Source organism: Streptomyces sp. NPDC006602 (assembly GCF_042870385.1).
Classification (GTDB): Bacteria; Actinomycetota; Actinomycetes; order Streptomycetales; family Streptomycetaceae; genus Streptomyces.
Genome location: NZ_JBIAHG010000005.1, coordinates 76,610 through 95,182, shown reverse-complemented (window position 1 = coordinate 95,182; position 18,573 = coordinate 76,610). Strand labels below are relative to the sequence as shown.

At 70.9% G+C, this 18,573-nt stretch carries 8 protein-coding genes and 1 pseudogene; 6 read left to right on the top strand and 3 right to left on the bottom strand.

The window, feature by feature from the left end:
- Positions 1 to 54: 54 nt before the first annotated feature.
- Positions 55 to 898 (bottom strand): annotated as a pseudogene (locus tag ACFYO2_RS15500) (SDR family oxidoreductase).
- 206 nt (positions 899 to 1,104) lie between these two features.
- Between ACFYO2_RS15500 and ACFYO2_RS15495 the strand changes: the two are divergent.
- The 4 genes from ACFYO2_RS15495 (at position 1,105) to ACFYO2_RS15480 (ending at position 7,656) form a co-directional block, all read left to right on the top strand.
- Positions 1,105 to 2,799, top strand: a complete 1,695-nt coding sequence (locus ACFYO2_RS15495; RefSeq protein WP_388348781.1) for an NAD-dependent malic enzyme — start codon at positions 1,105 to 1,107, stop codon at positions 2,797 to 2,799.
- A 312-nt stretch (positions 2,800 to 3,111) separates the two neighbouring features.
- Positions 3,112 to 4,056: an RNA polymerase sigma-70 factor gene (locus tag ACFYO2_RS15490; RefSeq protein ID WP_388348779.1), complete on the top strand. Its 945-nt coding sequence runs from the start codon at positions 3,112 to 3,114 to the stop codon at positions 4,054 to 4,056.
- Between the two features lie 138 nt (positions 4,057 to 4,194).
- Positions 4,195 to 5,403 carry an NAD(P)/FAD-dependent oxidoreductase gene (locus ACFYO2_RS15485; RefSeq protein WP_388348777.1) on the top strand — a complete coding sequence of 403 codons (1,209 nt, stop codon included), beginning with the start codon at positions 4,195 to 4,197 and terminating at the stop codon, positions 5,401 to 5,403.
- 282 nt (positions 5,404 to 5,685) lie between these two features.
- Positions 5,686 to 7,656, top strand: coding sequence for a YncE family protein (locus ACFYO2_RS15480; RefSeq protein ID WP_388348775.1), 1,971 nt, complete (start codon positions 5,686 to 5,688; stop codon positions 7,654 to 7,656).
- Positions 7,657 to 7,740: 84 nt separating this feature from the next.
- On the opposite strand, the gene ACFYO2_RS15475 is transcribed toward ACFYO2_RS15480, so the two are convergent.
- Positions 7,741 to 12,165, bottom strand: coding sequence for a choice-of-anchor D domain-containing protein (locus tag ACFYO2_RS15475; RefSeq protein ID WP_388348773.1), 4,425 nt, complete (start codon positions 12,163 to 12,165; stop codon positions 7,741 to 7,743).
- 196 nt (positions 12,166 to 12,361) lie between these two features.
- Positions 12,362 to 15,415, bottom strand: coding sequence for an FG-GAP-like repeat-containing protein (locus ACFYO2_RS15470; RefSeq protein ID WP_388348771.1), 3,054 nt, complete (start codon positions 15,413 to 15,415; stop codon positions 12,362 to 12,364).
- A gap of 470 nt (positions 15,416 to 15,885) precedes the next feature.
- Between ACFYO2_RS15470 and ACFYO2_RS15465 the strand changes: the two genes are divergently transcribed.
- A complete protein-coding gene (locus tag ACFYO2_RS15465) occupies positions 15,886 to 17,535 on the top strand; it encodes a serine/threonine-protein kinase (RefSeq protein WP_388348769.1) in 1,650 nt (549 codons plus the stop codon).
- Positions 17,532 to 18,365, top strand: coding sequence for a hypothetical protein (locus tag ACFYO2_RS15460; protein WP_388348767.1), 834 nt, complete (start codon positions 17,532 to 17,534; stop codon positions 18,363 to 18,365). Before ACFYO2_RS15465 ends, ACFYO2_RS15460 begins: the two co-directional genes overlap by 4 nt.
- Positions 18,366 to 18,573 lie beyond the last annotated feature (208 nt).

The window sequence follows — 18,573 nt, the reverse complement described above, 5'->3', positions numbered from 1 at the left end:
GGGGGTGGTCAGCGGCAAGGGGTACCAGTCACCCCCCTAGGTCCTGACAGGGAGTCAGAGGATCGGCTGGCCGCCCGTGACGGCGATGCGCGCACCCGAGACGTACGCGGCCTCGTCCGAGGCGAGCATGACGTCCACGGGGGCGAGCTCGGCCGGCTGCCCGGCCCGTCCCAGCGGGGTCTGGCTGCCGAAGTCCTCGACCTGCTCGGGCGGCATCGAGGCGGGGATCAGCGGCGTCCAGATGGGCCCCGGGGCGACGCTGTTGACCCGGATGCCCCGGTCGGCGAGGGCCTGGGACAGCGAGCCGACCATGTTGGCCAGGCCCGCCTTCGTCGCGTTGTACGCCAGCAGGCCAGGCGGCGGGGTGTCGGAGTTCAGCGAGCTGGACGCGATGATCGACGCACCCGGCTTCATGTGCGGCACCGCCGCCTTGCAGAGGTGGAACATGGCGCTGAGGTTGGTCGCCAGCGTGTGGTCCCACTCCTCGTCCGGGACCTCCTCGATCGACTCGCGGAACATCTGGAACGCCGCGTTGCTGACCAGGACGTCGATGCGGCCGAACGCCTCCACGGCCCGCGCCACCACCTCGCGGCAGTGGGCGGGATCGGACAGGTCGCCCGGCACCAGGACCGCCTTGCGGCCGGCCTCCTCCACCCAGCGCGCCGTGTCGCGGGCGTCGTCCTCCTCCTCGTTCAGGTGTGAGAGGAGGACATCGGCGCCCTCGCGGGCGTAGGCGATCGCGACCGCCTTGCCGATGCCGCTGTCACCACCGGTGATCACAGCTGTCTTCCCGGCCAGTCGGCCCGATCCGCGGTAGCTGTGCTCACCGTGGTCCGCCCGGGGCCGCAGGTCCCGCCTCGGAACCCGGAGGCTGTTGCTGCTGGGCGGGCTCGTGCATGGGGATGTCCCCCTCTTCTCTTTCTTTCGTCGCGGGGATCGCCGCACCGGCTGGGAGGCGTGAGAGCCGCCGTACCCGAACGATGGGCCACGTCAAAGAGCGGCAAAGGCTTGGGGCGCCGGTGCGCCTGTCGTGCCGAGCGGGGTACCCGGGGCGGCCGGCAGGAAACGAGCCCCGACGGCAGTCGTGCGACACGAGGAGAGCCGATGGCCCCGCCCCGAAACCGTGCACAGGACGACCACCAGAGGAAGGGGAAGGGCCACACCGGCCGCCGGCAACCGGACGGGCGCGCACTGCTCGCGGACCCGCTGAGCAACAAGGGCGTCGCCTTCACCCAGGAGGAGCGGGAGCGGCACGGCCTGGTCGGGATGCTGCCGCCCGCGGTGCTGTCCCTGGAGCTCCAGGCCCGCCGCGCCTGGGAGCAACTGCGGGCGCAGCCGGACGACCTGGCGAAGAACGTGTACCTGGAGCAGCTCCACGACCGCAACGAGGTCCTCTACTTCCGGCTGCTCACCGACCACCTCACCGAGCTGCTGCCGATCGTGTACGACCCGACCGTGGGCGAGGCGATCAAGCGCTACAGCCACGAATACCGGCGACCGCGCGGTGTCTACCTCTCCATCGACCGGCCCGAGGACATCCGACCCGCCTTCCAGGTGCTCGGCCTCGGCCCCGACGACGTCGACCTGGTGGTGGCGACCGACGCGGAGCAGCTCCTCGGCATCGGCGACTGGGGCGTCGGCGGCATGCAGATCTCGGTCGGCAAGCTGGCCGTCTACACCGCCGCCGCGGGCATCCACCCGGGCCGGGCCGTGCCGGTGATGCTCGACGTCGGCACCGGAAACCAGGCACTGCTCAACGACCCGCTGTACATCGGCAACCGGCACAACAGGGTGCGCGGCGAGGCGTACGACGCGTTCATAGCCGCCTTCGTGGAGGCGGTCACCGAGCTGTTCCCGCGCGCGTTGCTGCACTGGGAGGACTTCGGCCCCGGCAACGGCCGCCGCATCCTCCAGCAGTACGGCGAGAAGATCCGCACCTTCAACGACGACATGCAGGGCACCGGCGCGATCACGCTGGCCTGCGTCCTGAACGCGGCACGAGTCACCGGTACGCCCATGCGGGATCAGCGGGTCGTGGTCTTCGGCGCCGGGACGGCGGGCGTGGGCATCGCCGACCAGCTGCGCGACGCGATGGTCCGCGACGGACTGGACCGCGAGGAGGCCACCCGGCGTATCTGGTGCGTGGACCGCCAGGGCCTGCTACGGCAGTCCACAGAGGGGCTCCGCGACTACCAGCAGCCGTACGCGCGCCCCGACGACGAGTGGCCCGACGACCAGCCGGCCGACCTGCCGAGCGTGGTGGACCGGGTACGGCCGACCGTACTGGTGGGAACCTCCACACAGCACGGGGCCTTCACCGAGGACGTGGTGCGCTCCCTGGCCCGCCACGTGGACCGGCCGCTCGTCCTGCCGCTGTCCAACCCCACGGAGAAGATCGAGGCCATGCCACAAGACGTCCTGCGGTGGACCGGCGGCAAGGCCCTGGTCGCCGTCGGCATCCCGGTCCCTCCGGTGGAGCTGGACGGCACGACCTACGTCATCGGCCAGGCCAACAACGCCCTCCTCTACCCGGGGCTGGGGCTGGGCGCCGTGGTGGCCGGCGCCGAGCGGATCACCGACGGCATGCTCCAGGCCGCGGCGGAAGCCGTCGCCGGCCTCGCCGACCTGTCGCAGCCCGGCGCCGCCCTGCTGCCGGAGGTGGAGAACCTGCGTACCTCGTCGGCCGTGGTCGCCGCGGCCGTCGCCCGCCGGGCCGCCGAGGAGGGCGTCGCGCGGGCCCGCTTCGACGACGTGATCCAGCAGATCCAGGACGCCATGTGGCAGCCCGAGTACGGCTGACTACGGCTGACAGGACGAGGCAGCGCCTGCGACGCATGGACGGAGGCCGCAAGAGAGGGGGAAGCGGCGTCGACCTCCCCAGGCACTCCGCCGCTTCCCCACCGGCACGCTCGACTACCCCGAGGCCGCTGCCCTATGCCTGTCTGTATTTCCGGGAAGCCGAACAGCACCGGTCGAGGGGCGCGGGGCCGCAATGCGGCGGCCGTCGCGCGCCGCGCGAACTAGGGGGTGTTTTGAAAGTCCCGCACAGCACCCACGGCGCCCGGCACGCACCCTCGCCGCACTTTCAAAACACCCCCTAGGATCCCGGCCATGACCCTGACCATGAACGACGTGGACCGGTTCGAGGCATCCAGGCCCCGCCTGGAGGCCATCGCGTACCGCCTCCTCGGCTCCGCGAGCGAGGCCGAGGACGCCGTGCAGGAGACGTTCCTGCGCTGGCAGGCCGCTGACGTCGCCCATATCGAGGTCCCCGAGGCCTGGCTGACGAAGGTCCTCACCAACCTGTGCCTCAACCAGCTCACCTCGGCCCGCGCGCGGCGGGAGACCTACGTGGGCCAATGGCTGCCCGAGCCGCTGCTCGCCGGAGACCCGATGCTCGGCCCGGCCGACAGCGTCGAACAGCGCGAATCGGTCTCGTACGCCGTTCTCGCCCTGCTGGAGCGCCTCTCCCCCAACGAGCGGGCGGTGTACGTGCTGCGGGAGGCCTTCGACTACCCGCACCGGGAGATCGCCGAGATGCTCGACATCACCGAGGCGGCCAGTCAGCAGATCCTCCACCGCGCCAAGAAGCACGTCGCGGACGGCAAGGCCCGCACCGAGATCGACGAGGCCGCCGCCCGACGCGTCGTCGAGGAGTTCCTCGCGGCCGCCACCAGCGGCCGGACCGAGCCGCTCGTGCGGCTGCTCACCCAGGACGCCGTCTCGATCGGCGACGGCGGCGGGAAGGTGCCGGCCCGCACGAGGGCGTTCGAGGGCGCCGTCGCGGTCGCGAAGTTCATGCGGGGCCTGTTCAAGCCGGGCAAGGCCAAGCGCGCCCTGGTCGGCGGCTCGCCCGAGGTGTACGCCACGACCGCCAACGGCGACCCCGCCGTCGTGGCGGTCGTCGACGGCCGGGTCGTCGGCGTCATGTGCCTGGAGGTCACCGACGAGGGCATCGCCGCTGTCCGCAGCCAGGCCAACCCCGACAAGCTCGCCCGCGCGACCGCGCAGTGGGCGGCCGCCGACCACGGCGAACCGCTGCTCCGCGCCTTCTGACCCTGATGTGAGGTGCTTCACACCGCGTTCCTGTCAGGAAACGGCGGGCCGTCCGGTTCAAGGGGCGAATCCGCTCGGTCCGCTCGGTCCGCTCGGTCCGCTCGGTCCGCTCGGTCCGCTCAAGACAGGGAGCCAGGAATGCAGCACCGCATCATCGTCCTCGGAGCCGGATACTCCGGAGCCATCACCGCCGGGCGCCTCGCCAGGCGGCTGCGCAGCGAAGACGTCGCCATCACCCTCGTCAACGCCGAGCCCGACTTCGTCGAGCGCGTCCGCAATCACCAGTTGGCGACCGGCCAGTCCCTCAAGCCCCGGCCCTTCAGTGAGATGTTCGCGGGCACCGGCGTCGACCTGAAGCTCGCGAGGGTCACGGGAGTCGACGTCGACCGCAAGACCGTCACCGTCCTCCCCGTCCGCGACGCGAACGGCGCCGAAGCCGAAGAGCTGGAGTACGACACCCTCGTCTACGCCCTCGGCAGCGGATGGAACGACCAGGGCGTCCCCGGCACCGCCGAGCACGCCCACGAGATCGCCGACCGCCCCGGCGCGCTTCGGCTGCGCGAGCGCCTGGCCCGCCTGGACGCCGGGCAGCCCGTGGTCGTGGTGGGCGGCGGCCTCACCGGCGTGGAGGCCGCGACCGAGATCGCCGAGGCCCGCCCGGACCTCGACGTCGCCCTCGCCGCCCGCGGCGGTCTCGGCGACTGGCTCTCGCCCAAGGGCCGCCGGCACCTGCGGAAGGTCTTCGACAAGCTCGGCATCACCGTGCACGAGCACGCCGTCGTCACCGCCGTCGAGGCCGACCGCATCACCACCGCCGATGGCAAGGCCGTCCCGGCCGCGGTCACCGTGTGGACCGCCGGATTCGCCGTCCACCCGATCGCGAAGGCCACCACGCTGGAGGTCACCGACACCGGCCGGATCGTGGTCGACCGGACCATGCGCTCGGTCTCGCACCCGGACGTGTACGCCGTCGGCGACGCCGCCCTGGCGATGGGCCCCGGCGCCAAGCCGCTGCGCATGTCGTGCGCCTCGGGCGTCCCCATGGCATGGCAGGCCGCCGACGCCATCGCGGCCCGCCTGACCGGCGGGAAGCTCCCGAACGTGCCGCTGCGCTACTTCAACCAGTGCGTCTCGCTGGGCCGCAAGGAGGGCCTGATCCAGTACGTCACCGCCGACGACCGCGCCGTCCGGGCGGCCCTGACCGGACGGATCGCCGCCGTCTACAAGGAGCTGGTCTGCAAAGGCGCGGCCTGGGGCGTCGCCAACCCGTTGCTCGTGCCGACCCGGCGCCGCCGCATCGTACGAGAGCCGGTCCGGGCGGACTCGGCGGTCACGACGCCGGTCTGACGCGCACACCGGAGCGGGCGCCCTCGACGCGAGGGCGCCCGCTCCACTGTCTCGTCAGCCAACAGGTCGTCGCGGTCCGACCGGCCTGCGCCCCCTCGGTCCCTCGGGCCTGCTCCGCTCCGGACCTCCGTGTTATTTCAGTCCTCAATTGTCACTGGCATGCCATACGCTGCATTCCTTGGCAGCGTCCACACACCCATCGTCGGTGTGAGGGGGGACGCGCGGCCTACTCATCTTCGGCCCGGCGACCACCGGGCTGCTTCTGTGGGGGTTCACATCACTGTGCGCAGGCGCACCATCGCGACCGCGACCACACTCGCGGTCGTCTTCAGCTCCGCGGTCCTCGCCGTGGGTGCCGCGGGACCGGCCGCGGCCGACTCCACGAAGATCCTTCCCGTGAAGTCCGTCGGCGACCTCGTCGTGGACGGCGCCCACCAGCGCGTCTACGTCTCCGACCCGACCGGCGGCAAGATCGTCGTCACCGACTACGCGGGCGCCGTGAAGGCGACGCTGACCGGGCTCCCCGGCGTGAGCGGCCTCGCGCTGTCCGCCGACTCCGGGCAGGTGTACGCGGCCGTGACGAACGACAACCGGATCGTCTCGGTGGATACGGGGACGTCCACCCCGACCGCGAGTTACCCGGTCGGCACGGCGCCCGGCGACCTGGAGGTCGTGGACGGCCGGATCTGGTTCGCCCACGGCACCGACTTCGGTTCGCTCGACGTCTTCGGCACCGAACCCGTCGTCCACCTGGCCGAGCGGGGCGACGTCGAATTCCACGGCGCCTTCGGGATGTTCCTGGCCTCCGATCCGGCCGTCCCGGGCGTCCTCGTCGCGGGCAACGGCGGCACGCTCGCCGTGTACGACGTCTCGGCCGACGGGGCCACGCTGCGGCGCGAGGGCGACATGGACACCGCCGTGAAGCAACTGGACCTGACGCCCGACGGCAGCCAGGTGCTCACCTCCTGGGGCAGCCCCGAAAACGGCTACGGCATCGGCGCCTACTCGACCACCGACCTCGCCAAGCAGGCGGGCTACCCGATCGACGCGTACCCGAACGCCGTGCGGATCGCGCCGGACGGCAGCGTCGCGGGCGGCAGCAACTCCTCGTACGACCCCGATGTCCACATCTACCGGCCCGGCGACCAGACACCGGTGCGGGAGTACGAGTTCCCCGACACCGACAACACCAGCGGCTCCGACGCCCTGGTGGACGGCGCGCTGGGCTGGGCCCCGGACAGCAGCCGGGTGTTCGCCGTCTCCGTGAACTACGACGGCGTCCACACCCTGCGCGCCCTGACCGACCCCACCAAGGAGCTGCCCGCCCTCACGGTGTCGGCTCCCGCGAAGGCGGACCGGGCCAAGAAGCTCACCGTCACCGGCAAGCTGACCTCGAAGACGAGCCTGCCCGCGGGCACCGGCCTGAAGGTGACCCGCACGGACCTCGAGTCGCCGAACGGCAAGGCACTGCCCGCCGTCACGACGAAGGCCGACGGCGGCTTCTCCTTCGCGGACACCCCGCCCGCCGGCGGCAAGGTCACCTACAAGGTGTCCTACGCGGGCGACGCCACGCACGCCCCCGCCGCCGGCTCCGACGCGGTGCAGGTCTCGCGCAAGGCGACCACGCTGACCCTGAACAACAACGGCAAGCTGTACTCGTACGGCAAGGACGTCACCTTCACCGCGCACCTCGGCACGACGTACAAGAACCGCACCGTCGCGATCTACGCGGACCCCTTCGGTTCCGACAAGCCGAAGAAGCTCCTGAAGAAGGCCAAGGTCAACGCAGGCGGCAACCTGTCGGCGACCGTCGACATGACCCGCGACACCGCCGTCACCGCCGTCTTCGACGGCGACGCCCGCACCGCGCCAAAGACCGTGAAGTCGACCGGGTACGCCCAGGCGAAGATCTCCACCGCCGTCTCCAAGCACTACAAGAAGGCCAAGATCGGCTCCACGACGTACTACTACTTCCGCAAGAACACCGACCCGGTGTTCACCACGACGATGAACTACTACTCGGGCCGCCAGCAGCGGTTCCAGCTCCAGGTCTACTACCAGGGCTCCTGGTACGACTCCGGATCCGAGTACTTCGCACTGGCCGCCAACGGCAAGTCGGCCGTGAGCCTGGAAGCGCCGGGCGAGTCCGGCATCCGGGCCCGGATGCGCTCGTCGTACATCAACGGCTCCTCCGGCGACACCGTCAACTCCACGACCCACGGCGCCTGGAAGTACTTCACCTTCACCAACTGACAGACGTTCGCAGATGGACCTGAACTGCCCCGCCCTCGGACAGCGCGAGAGGGCGGGGCAGTTCTGTTGGGTCGCAGTCGCCGCTCACTGCCTGGCGGTGAAGTATTGCCAGGCGCCCCAGGTGCTGAGGTTGGTGTTGTCCGTGCTGCTGTGGCGGTACTCCGAGGCCACACGGAACCTGCTGTTGACGGCCCTGGTGAGAGACATCTGCTGGCGGCCGGTGCTGGTGGAACTGAGGGCGGCACAGGGGGTGGTGGTCTGCGTGTGCCAGGCGCCGCTGTAGTACCGCTGCACGTGGAAGACAACGCACTGGCCGGCCTTGTTGGGTGCGACGGTGATGTCGAGTCGCTCGCCCGCGGTGTGGTGGTACACCCGGTAGAGGGTGCTTCCGTAGTACGTGCTCGTGTAGTAACCGGACAGCTTCTGCGAGATCCCCACATACGAGTGCACGCTTCGGGCGACGGTCTTCGGGGCGTACCGGTAGTCGCCGGCGAACACCGCGCTGAACGTGGTGTTGCGGGCGAGCTTGTAGGAAGCCGTCAGATTGCCGTGCGAGTCCACCGTGCCCGACTTCACCAGGACCTTCGTGCCGCCGTACGGCTGAGCGTAGATCGCCGCCGTCCGCTTGTTGTAGGTCGTACCGAGGTGAGCGGTGATCTTCGCGTACTGGCCGTACTTGTACGTCGAGTGGTCGGTGGCGATGGTCAGGGACGTCGAGACCCGGGATACCTGGACGGTGGCGGTGCGGCTGCCGGGCTTGTGTGAAATGTCGCCGCTGTAGGCCACCTTGTAGGTGTTGGCGCCGCCGATCTGCGGGGTGTCCGCGAACCTGAACGAACCGTCCGCGGCGACCTTCGCGTCGGCGAGTGCGACACCGGACGGGTGTGCGAGGTCGGTCTTCGTCACCTTGACGACCGCCCCGGCGGCGAAGGGCGAGCCGGAGAGCTTGCCGGACACGGTGAGTGCGCGTGTGCGGGTGGCCGTGGTCGGCGCCGTCAGGGTGACCGAGGTGGGCAGCTTGGAGACCTGGACGAGGCTCGCGGCGCTCGCCGTCTCGTGGGTCTCGTCCCCCGCGTAACGCGCGGCGTACGTGTACGTGCCCTCTGCCGGCGGAGTGTCGCTGAACGTGAAGGAGCCGTCCGCCGCCGTCGTCACATCGCGCACTGCCGCCGCGTTCCGCGTGATGTGTACGACCTGGCCCGGGGCGAGCGCCGCGGTCGAGTCCAGCGTGCCGCGGGCGGTCAACGGCCGGCCCGGGACACCCGTGCTCGGGGCGGTGAGACTGAGCGTGGTTGCCGCCTTGGGCCCCGGAGCCGGGGGCGCCGCCTCGCTGACGATCAGGCCGCTGACCGTCTGCGCGTCAGCACTGTCGCCCGTGGCGCCGGAGAAGGCGACGAGTGCGCTGGATGTCAGCGTCGGTGTCGCGTCCAGTACCTGCGTCCCGTCGACCCAGAGGTACACATGGCCGGCGTCCACCAGGACGTCCACCTGGTGCGTGCCCTGGCGCAGGGAGGTGCCGAGTTTGGCCACCGACTGGTAGTCGATCTCCGAGGAGCCGGCCGAACTGTGGCCGACACCCACGAAGTTCTGTGTCTGCAGCGTGTTGTTCCAGCCGGTGACGAGCGCGATCACCGCGCCCGGCCGCCCCGCGATTCCGAGGCCGCCGCCGGTCCCGCCCAGTGCCGAGGCGGAGTTCTGGGCGGGGTCGAGGAGGGAGAGCGTCATGCCGTTCCCGCCGCTGCCAGGACCGAACTTGGCGGTGAAGGTGGCCCGCAGGCCGTCGGTGCGCAGCGGCTTGGTGTACACCGCCGTGCCCGCCTGGTTGCTGGTGGCCGGGGTCAGCTGGACGCTGCCGTCGTCGGCCGCCGTCGCCGAGCCGTTGGCCTGCCACAGCCCGTCCTTGGCCGAGGTGGTCGTGGCGGAGCCGGTACCGGTGCCCTTGACCGATACGTACATGGCGCCCTGGCCGTTGCCGTCTCCGTCGACCCCGGTCCCGGTGACCTCGTAGAAGGCGCTCAGATCCGCGGCCGAACGCGGAGTGAACGTCACGCTCTGCACGGCGGTCTGTCCAGGACCGATGACCAGGCCCTCGGACAGCTGCATCGGGCTGTTGAAGTCACCCGTCGGCGCCTTGGCCTTGGTCACCGTCACCGGGATGTTGCCGGTGTTGGTGAGGGTGAACGAGAGCGATTTCGAGCTGCCGATGGGAACCGGGCCGAAGTCCAGCGAGCTCGTGGAGAACTCCAGGTGCCCCTGTCCCGTGATGGCCGTTCCGTTGACCGGCACGCTCACGGTGTGCGCGTCGCCGCCGCCGCTGCTGCTGATCACGAGTGCGTCGCTGTCGTCCTGGTTGCCGACCGGCGTGTAGGTGACCGAGACGACGAACGAACCACCGGCCGGCACGACCGTGCCCGTGCTCGGCAGCCCCGAGGCGGCGAACGAGCCGGTGGGCGAGTCGACCGAGTCGATCGTCTCCGCCTCGGTGCCGGTGTTGGTGATCTGCAGGTTCAGCGTCGATGTGCTGCCGGTGGGCACGTCCCCGAAGTCCATGGCGGTGGGCGCCGCCCCAAGACCGGGTCTGGTGCCGACGCCATGGAGTGCGAAGACCAGCTTCTGGCCGTCCGACAGAGTCGCGGTCAGCGTGCCGTTGATGCCGCCGGTGGTCGTGGGAGTGAAGCTGATCGGTACGTCCAGTGCGGCATCCGTCGCCAGCGCCGTGGGCTGCTCGGCCGTGGGTACGGCGGACGGGTCCACCGAGAACGCGCCGGAGGCCTTGAGCCCGGTGATGCTGACGTCCTGTGTGGCTGTCAGCTTCATGTCGGCCGAGCTGGTGCTGCCCACGCCGACCTGGCCGAAGTCGACGGAGGCCGCGGTCAGGGCGGTCCTGGCCGGGCTGCCGAAGCCGTAGAGCACGCCGTCCCGGGTGCCGACGTACACCTTGCCGTCGTCGGCGGTCGGAGTGCTGAACTTCGTTGCCGTGCCGATCGGTGCGGACCACAGCAGCTGCAGCAGGCCGTTGCCGTCGGGGGTGGGGCTGTAGGCGCGCAGGGTGCCGTCGGCCCCGGAGGCGTTGCTCGCAGAGACCATCCACACCAGGGCGGTGGAATCGTCCGTGCCGTTGGACGTGACCAGGGGAGAGCCGCTGGTGTAGCCGAAGGTGTCCTGGCTCTGGCCGGTGAGAGTGAGCGCGGGCGTGCCGCCGTTGCGTACGCCGTACTTGAGGGCGCGCAGCGGACCGTAGTTGCCGACGACATAGACATAGCCGCCGTCGCCGCCCCAGAACGCGGGATGCCCCCACATTCCCTGGTAGGGGCCGGACACGCTGACCGCGGCGTCTCCGCCCGAGGCTCCCTGGCCCATGCCACCGAGGTTGTCGCGGTCGAGCAGGAACACCCGGCCGTCCTTGCCCTGCTGGACCAGCAGGTGGGGGTGTTCGCCGGTACCGAAGCCGTCCGGCAGTGCCATCGGGGCGCCCGAGGAGATGTCCTGGTCGTTCAGGTCCAGGGTGGAGGCGTCGGTCGGGCTGAAGAAGTCGGCCGTGCTGAGGCTGTTGTCCGCGTTGACCTGGAGGCGGACGACGGACTCGGCCAGGGTTCCCTGCGTGGTCCCGCCCGGCCCGGGGGCTGGGCTGATGCCGTTTCCGGTGCTGAAGAAGATCCGGCCGGAACCGTCGGAGACCAGGCCGCCGCCCGACTGCCAGATGCCGGCGCCGCCCGTGCCGGCACCGGTCACCGCGGCCCACATCGAGGTGATGCTGTGTTCGGTGGTGCTCACGCCGACCACGTAGCCGCGGTACGGCCATGCGTCGCAGTGGCCGCCGAAGCCCGCGTAGACGACGCCGTCCATCAGCAGCAGGCCGGGGCGCTGCTGCTCGTAATAGGCGTCGAAGACGGCGCTCGGGTCGTTGCCGGGGCTTCCGCCGATGGTGACCGGCCACCCCGGGAGCTCGGTTCCGGAGGCCGGGTCCACCGCGTGCATCAGCCACTTCGGGTGGCGGTGCGTGGCGGTTCCGTCGTCGACCTTGGTGGTGAAGTAGAGGGCGTTGGTGGCGGGGTCGTAGACGGGAGTCGCGGTCGCCCCCACATTGGGCGCCAGGTCACCGCAGCCGATCGCCGCGGCCGGCCACGCCGGTCCGTAGTTCCTGCTCCACTCGATCGCACCGGTGGCGCGATCGAGGCCGTACACGGTGTTGCTCTCGGTGACCGCGATCACCTCGTCGCCCAGCACCAGCGGTTGGGCGTATATCTGCCCGTCCAGTTTGGTGGCGAAGAGCCGGCCGAAGGCGGACGACTGGACAACCGCCGGGGAGAGCCCGGTTTCGTTCGAGTCCCAGTTGGTGCGCAGGTTGTCGACGCCCTGGGTGGTCTGTTCGGCCTGGGCCGACGGCATCAGCAGACTGATGGTCGTGCCGATCAGTGCCGCTCCGGCCACGGCTGCGATGGCGAACAGCCGTGTGCGTCGCCGGTCGCGATGGCGGCGACGGCGTGTGGGCGCAGTGAACCCGGCCAAACCGGGACCTCCTCCACTATTCGCTCCCGGAGTGGCCACAGGTGCGGGGTAAACGCAAAGACTGAGCGGCTTTTCCTACCATCGCCCGACCTGTTTCTGCACGACTTGTGCACACTTCGTTCCAAGATCGTCACTTGTCGCCGCGCATGCATGAGCTGTCGGCCCCTCCATGGAGGGGCCGACAGTGTCGGTCGGCTCAGAACAGGCCCTTGTAACCCTGCCAGCCAGTGGCGATCTTCGTACGGCCGCCGAAGGAGCCCTTGCCGTTGCCGTTGTTGCGCCACACGGTGCCGGAGGTGTCCCGGGAGACGATGTCGGCCTTGCCGTCGCCGGTGATGTCGCCCACGCCCACGATCACGTTGTACGACGTGCCCCAGTCGCTGAAGACCTTCACCCGGCTCTTGAACGTGCCCGAGCCGGTGCCGTCGTAGCGCCACAGCTCGTTCGACTTGTCCTGCGCCAGCAGATCGCCGTGACCGTCGCCGTTCACATCCCCCGCGCCCACGATCTTCTTGTAGCCCGTCCACCCGGACGCGATCTTCACCCTCGCCGAGAGCTTCCCCGTGCTCGTCGCCTTGTACAGGTAGACGTCCCCGGTCGAGGCGTGACGGGCGATCAGGTCCGCCCGCCCGTCACCGCTGACGTCTCCCGGCGAGGTGAGCACGTTGTACTGGTTCCAGCCCGTGCCCAGTGAGGTGTACGCGGTCGACGGTGTCACCGCCGCACCGCACGCGGGCCGGTAGGCGCGCAACGCGCCGCTGCTGAACCGTACGAGCACGTCGTTGCACCGGTCACCGCTCAGGTCGCCGAAGGGCACGACCTTCACCGTCGTCGGCCACCCGGAGCCCGTCCGCTTCCCGGTGAACGTTCCCTTCCCCGTCCCGTACTGGTACGTCAGCCCGCCCGAGCCGTTCAGCGTCACCAACTCGCCGAAGCCGTCCGACCCGACGAAGTCCCGCCACGCCGCTGCCGCGCCGGTGACCTTCACCGTCCCGGACTTCGCCGGCGCCGCGCCCTGCCCGTCCGCGGGGGTGACCGTGAGCGTCCAGTTGTAGGCGCCGTTGGGCACCAGCCGGCCGGAGCCGTCCTTGCCGTTCCACGCCGGGGTCACCACACCGCGCGCCAGACCGCCCGAGAGGGTGCGGACGGCCGTACCGGCCTTGTTGCCGATCACGAGCTTCCAGGAGGCCGCGGGCTTGTTCAGCCACCACTTCGGGCTCCACTGCGCGGCGCCGCCCTTGACGTCGACCGAGGCGGCGACGGTGGCGTCGCGCTGGACGAGAGCGGAGACGGGGACATCGCTGGAGGTCAGACGGACGGAGTTGTCGGAGCGGAGCTGGGCGATCACGCCGGTGTACGGGTCGACGTCCCAGGCGTTGCCTTCGAACTTCCCGGCGGTGTGCGACACGGGCGTCCCGCCGCGCACGTCGATCACCTTGAGCTGCCCGTCCTCGACGGTCGCGACGAAGCCGTCGCCGAGCTGCGCCTGCTCCCAGCCGTCGCCCGACACGAGCGTCAGATTCCGCCTGGTGACGGTGTCGTAGACGCCCTGCCCCTCGGAGTTCAGTACGCAGTTCCACAGCAGCCACCGGCCGACCGCCTGGAAGTCGTTCAGCAGACAGCCGCGCCCGAACGACGCCGAGTCGACCTGCTGTCCGGTCAGCAGGTCGACGGAGACCACGGCGTTGTTGCCGGACATCACCCACAGGGTGGTGCCCCATAGCGCCCGCACGGTCTCCGTCGTCGTGTACACCGTGCGCCCGGTGTCGAGGTCGACGACCCGGGTCTCCGCCACGCCGGCGCTGTCGTACGGCCCCGTCAGAGCGGCGAAGCGGCCGCTCGCGGCGGTCGCGGTCTGGTAGCTGCGGGAGCTGTCGATGCGGGTGCCGGGCAGTGACTGGGTGGCGCCGAGGAGCCGGGGCTGCTGGGCGTCGCTCGTGCCGTAGCCCGAGATGACGGTCCGGCCGTCACCGGTGTCGAGGAGGCTCGGGCGGCCCTGCGCGTAGTTCAGCGGCACGACACGGCCGCGGGTGGTGCGTGCCCCCGCAGTGGGGGCGTCCGCCACGCCGGTCTCACGGGTGTGGAGATAGGTCCACTCACCCACCGGGTCCTGCTCGACGGTGGTCAACCGCCCCTGTGTAAGGGTGAGTTGGGAGACCGTGTGGACGGCCTGGCGGGGGTACGCGTCCGCGATCCCGCGCACGGTGACCCCGCCGCCCTCGGCGGCCTCGACGAGGGAGACACCCCAGTGGTCGGTGTCGGCGCCGCCCGCCACCAGGAGCCCGCCGTCCGGAGTCGGCACGGCCTCCCGTGACGTCCTGGCCAGAATCGTCCGCGGTGCGGAGCCGTCGAGGGGGACGGCCTCGACCCGCGAGACCGGGAGGCTGGTGTCGTAGCGGCCCAGGGCGGAGTCGTACCGGGACACGATGGCGGTGTCGCCGACGAGGCCCAGCACCTGCGCGACCTCGCCGACCCGCAGGGTCCGCACGGCGGCGGCCGGGTCCTGACGGGAGGCGACGTGCAGGGTGCCGTCGTACACCCACAGCAGGTGGGTGGGGCTGAGCGCGATCTGGGAGTACCACGGCAGCACGGTGTACGGCAGGGCCGTGAAGCGCGCCTGCTCGACATCGAGCCACCCGGTGACGGTGTCGTCACCCTTGCTGTAACGCACCACCTGTCCGTGCGCGTCGCCCAGCCCCGCGGCGGACCACAGGGAGACGCCGGAGGGGACGCCTTCCACCGTACGGTCGGTGACGGAGCCGTCGTCCTGGGCGTCCAGCAGATGCCACGCGAGGTCGGTGCCCGGGGTTCCCGTCATCGTGACGACCGTCGACCCGAGGGTGCTGAAGTACCAGTGCCCGTCGGGCAGCGCGACCGTACCGACCTGGCCGGACGTCATGTTCCGCAGCGTCACGATCCTGGCGGAGCTGTCATAGCGGGCCACGACGTCCGAGCCCGCGCCGGCGCTCGTGACGCCGTACGCGTCCGTGCCCGACGCGTCGACGACCGTGTCGACACCGTCGTACGTCGTCCACAGCTGGCCCCGCCCCTCCTCATAGCGGAGGAATCCCGAGGGCCCGGCGCTCAGCAGGCCCGTGCGGGGAACCAGGGCCGTGGTGGCCGGCACGACCACCTCTCCGGTGACCGTTCCGCCGTACGCGCCGCCGGCTGTCAGCGAACCGAGGCCGACGGCGAGAGCGAAGGAAACGGCGGCGGCGGTGGCGCCTCGTACGAGCGCACGTCTGCCCATGCAAGATCTCCGGGAACGGTAGGCGAAGGTGTGGGGAGACTCGTGCGTGCGCCGTCGAGCCGCAGGTCAGGACCACGCGGCATGTCTGACGTTCGGACGCCCCCCCAGGCAAGTGGCCGGATCTTAGCAGTTGCTTTGCCTTGCCTTGCCCGGCGCATGACCGGCAGGGCCACCCCTGATTCACTCCGCAGCCGCGGCAAAAGCTGCAGGAAACGGGTCGGACCGGTCGCGCACCCGCGTGGAACGCGGGCCGTGCGCCGGACTGTTACCGGCGTTCCGGGCTGATCTGTGCTGGTTCTGAGGCACTATCCAGTGGTGCTCCCTCCGATTTCCCGGCTGCCGGTGCCCGGAACGGGGATACCGGATGCCGCACCGCAACCGCAGTGGCTGAAAACGTGTCTTTGGACGCGTGGCCGAAGCTCCGGGGCGGGTGAGTCTCCGGCAGCACGTGCGGCCTTGGGGGGCTGTTGATGAACACTTGGGGAGTGCCCGGATATGCCGAGTCACTGGAGCTCGGATCAGGGGCGAGCGGGCGGGTCGTCCTTGCCGTGCACGAGGAGACGGGCGTGCCGGTCGCGGTGAAGTACCTCAGCGAGTCACTGCGCGCCCGGCCGGGCTTCGTACGCGAGTTCAGGGCGGAGGCGCGGCTGCTCGGCGGCCTGGACAGCCCGTACGTCACCGGGTTGTACGAGTACGTCGAGAGCCCGGACGGCGCCGCCATCGTGATGGAGCTGGTGGACGGTGTCTCGTTGCGGACCCTGCTGACCAGGGAGGGTCCGCTCGATCCCGAGGCCGCGCTCGTGGTCCTCAAGGGGTCGCTGCTCGGCCTGGCCGACGCGCACCGCATCGGCGTCGTCCACCGCGACTACAAACCGGCGAACGTCCTGGTCGTACCGGACGGATCGTCCAAGCTGGTCGACTTCGGGATCGCGGTGGACGCCGGCACCAGCGTCGGCGTGGCGGGAACCCCCGCCTACATGGCCCCGGAGCAGTGGACCGGCGCGCCCGCCTCTCCCGCCGCCGACGTGTACGCGGCCACGGCCACCTTCTTCGAGTGCCTGACGGGCCACAAGCCGTACTCGGGTGACAATCTCGCCGAACTCGCGCTGCAGCACGTCGACGCGCCCGTCCCCGCCGAGGAGGCCCCCGAGGCGGTGCGGGAGCTGGTCCGGCGTGGTCTGGCCAAGGACCCGCGGGAACGGCCCACACACGCCGAGGAGTTCGTCACGGAACTGGAGGCGGTGGCCGGCGCCGCCTACGGACCCGACTGGGAGGAACGCGGCCGCGGCCGGCTCGCCGCGCTGGTGGCCCTGCTGCCGTTGCTGCTTCCCTCGGCCCGCGCCCCGCGCACCACGACGGACACCGCACGTACGGTCCTGAGCGAACCGGGCCTCGGCTGGGCGCGGTCGTGGCGTCCCGGCCGGCCAGGGATGCTGGTGGCCGGTGCGGCCGTGCTTCTGGCGGTCCTCCTCACCTACGGCATCCAGCACACCCCGCTGGGAGCGGATCCGCAGCAGGCGGCGCAGGCACTGGCCACCACCAGTGCCCAGCCCGGTGTGGAGTCGGGAGAGCTCATCGCTCCACCGACCGCGTCGGCGAACTCGTCCCCGCCGCCCCCGACGTCCACCGTGTCACCCAGCCTGTCGCCCTCGGACCCGGCGACAACCGGCACCGACGAGCCTTCGGCGTCCGCCACCACGGCTCCGGCTCCGGCCGCCCCGGAGACGACGACACCCAGCGCGGCGACCACCGAGGCGACGCCGACGACCGCTGCCCCCACCTCGCCGGCCGCTCCCGCCGTCAAGGACGTCGCGGTGTCGGGCTTCCGGCAGACGGGTCCGACGACCGCCACGGCAACGATCGGCATCACCACGGACGGCACCGAACCGTTCTCCATCACCGTCTCGTGGTTCACGGGCGACACCGGGGGACAGCCCGGCACCCCGGACGGTGCGTCCCAGACGTTCGAGCGCAGCGGCGCCACCCAGTACACGCTCACCGTCGACCACACCTTCCAGGGCAACGGCTGTTACTGGACGGTGCAGGCCACGACCACTCCGCCCTCCGCCGACGGCGGCGCCTCGCAGCAGCTTCTGACCAGGGGGTGTGTCATCGGATGAGCGCTCACAACGACCGCACTCCCGCCTCTGCCGAGGACTGGGAGCCCACCCAGGTGCTCGGCTCCGCCGACGAAACGCGGGTGCTCGACCCGGCCGACGACCACACCTCCACCCTCCACCTCGGCCCCACCGACGAACACGCCCCGAGCGACGAACTCGGCTCCGCCGACGCCGAGTACAGCGCCACGGTGCTGGCCAGCCACTGGATCCAAAGGCCCGAGCCGGACACCACCCTCGTCGGGCCGCCCTCCACGAGGATCCCGCCGACGCCGACGCCGACGCCGACGCCGACGCCGACGCCGACGCCGACGCCGACGCCGACGCTGCCGGATCGTGCCGAAGGCACCGTGCTGCGTTTCGGCCCGGGGGTCACGGCCGCCGTCGCGCACCGTACCCATGGCATGCTGCCCTCAGGGCCGCCGCCCCTCGCGCCCCCGCGCCGAGGTCTGCGAAGACACGCCTTGCCCGCGCTCGTGCTGACCACCGTCATCGCCTTTCTCGCCTGGCAGCGCCTCGGGCCGTCCGTCACGGTGCGCACGGTGGCGGTCACGGCCCGGCCGACGGTTCTGGGATGTGACGACACAGCGGACATAGTCGCCCTCGTCGCCACCAACGGCCGACCGGGCACGCTCTCCTACCGCTGGACCCGGAGTGACGGCACCGCCTCGGGCGTCCTGCGCGAAGTGGTGGTCCGGGGCCAGAGACAGGCACGACCGCACCTGCTGTGGACCTTCCAGGGCAAGGGCCACTACACGGCACGGGCTGAACTACACATCCTTTCTCCCACCCACCGCACAGTCACCACCCACCTCACGTACGACTGCCTCTGAAGGCCGTCGGTCGGTCGGGCCGTCGTTCGGGCGTTCCGGGTGGGATGCTGCCGGCGCGGGACCGGTTCAGACCCGGCCGAGGTCGATCTCCGCCGGGAAAGGGGCGGTGACCTTGAGGAGACCGGTGAACACGTCACTGTCTCCCACTCGTCGGCCGCTTCGCACGGGACTCGGCCGGTGTTGACTTGCACCGTGTGCGGGTCCGGCC

Coding starts and splice junctions, on each gene's coding strand:
- ACFYO2_RS15495 (WP_388348781.1), top strand. CDS start 1,105: ATGGCCCCGCCCCGAAACCGTGCACAGGACGACCACCAGAGGAAGGGG.
- ACFYO2_RS15490 (WP_388348779.1), top strand. CDS start 3,112: ATGACCCTGACCATGAACGACGTGGACCGGTTCGAGGCATCCAGGCCC.
- ACFYO2_RS15485 (WP_388348777.1), top strand. CDS start 4,195: ATGCAGCACCGCATCATCGTCCTCGGAGCCGGATACTCCGGAGCCATC.
- ACFYO2_RS15470 (WP_388348771.1), bottom strand. CDS start 15,415: ATGGGCAGACGTGCGCTCGTACGAGGCGCCACCGCCGCCGCCGTTTCC.
- ACFYO2_RS15465 (WP_388348769.1), top strand. CDS start 15,886: ATGAACACTTGGGGAGTGCCCGGATATGCCGAGTCACTGGAGCTCGGA.
- ACFYO2_RS15460 (WP_388348767.1), top strand. CDS start 17,532: ATGAGCGCTCACAACGACCGCACTCCCGCCTCTGCCGAGGACTGGGAG.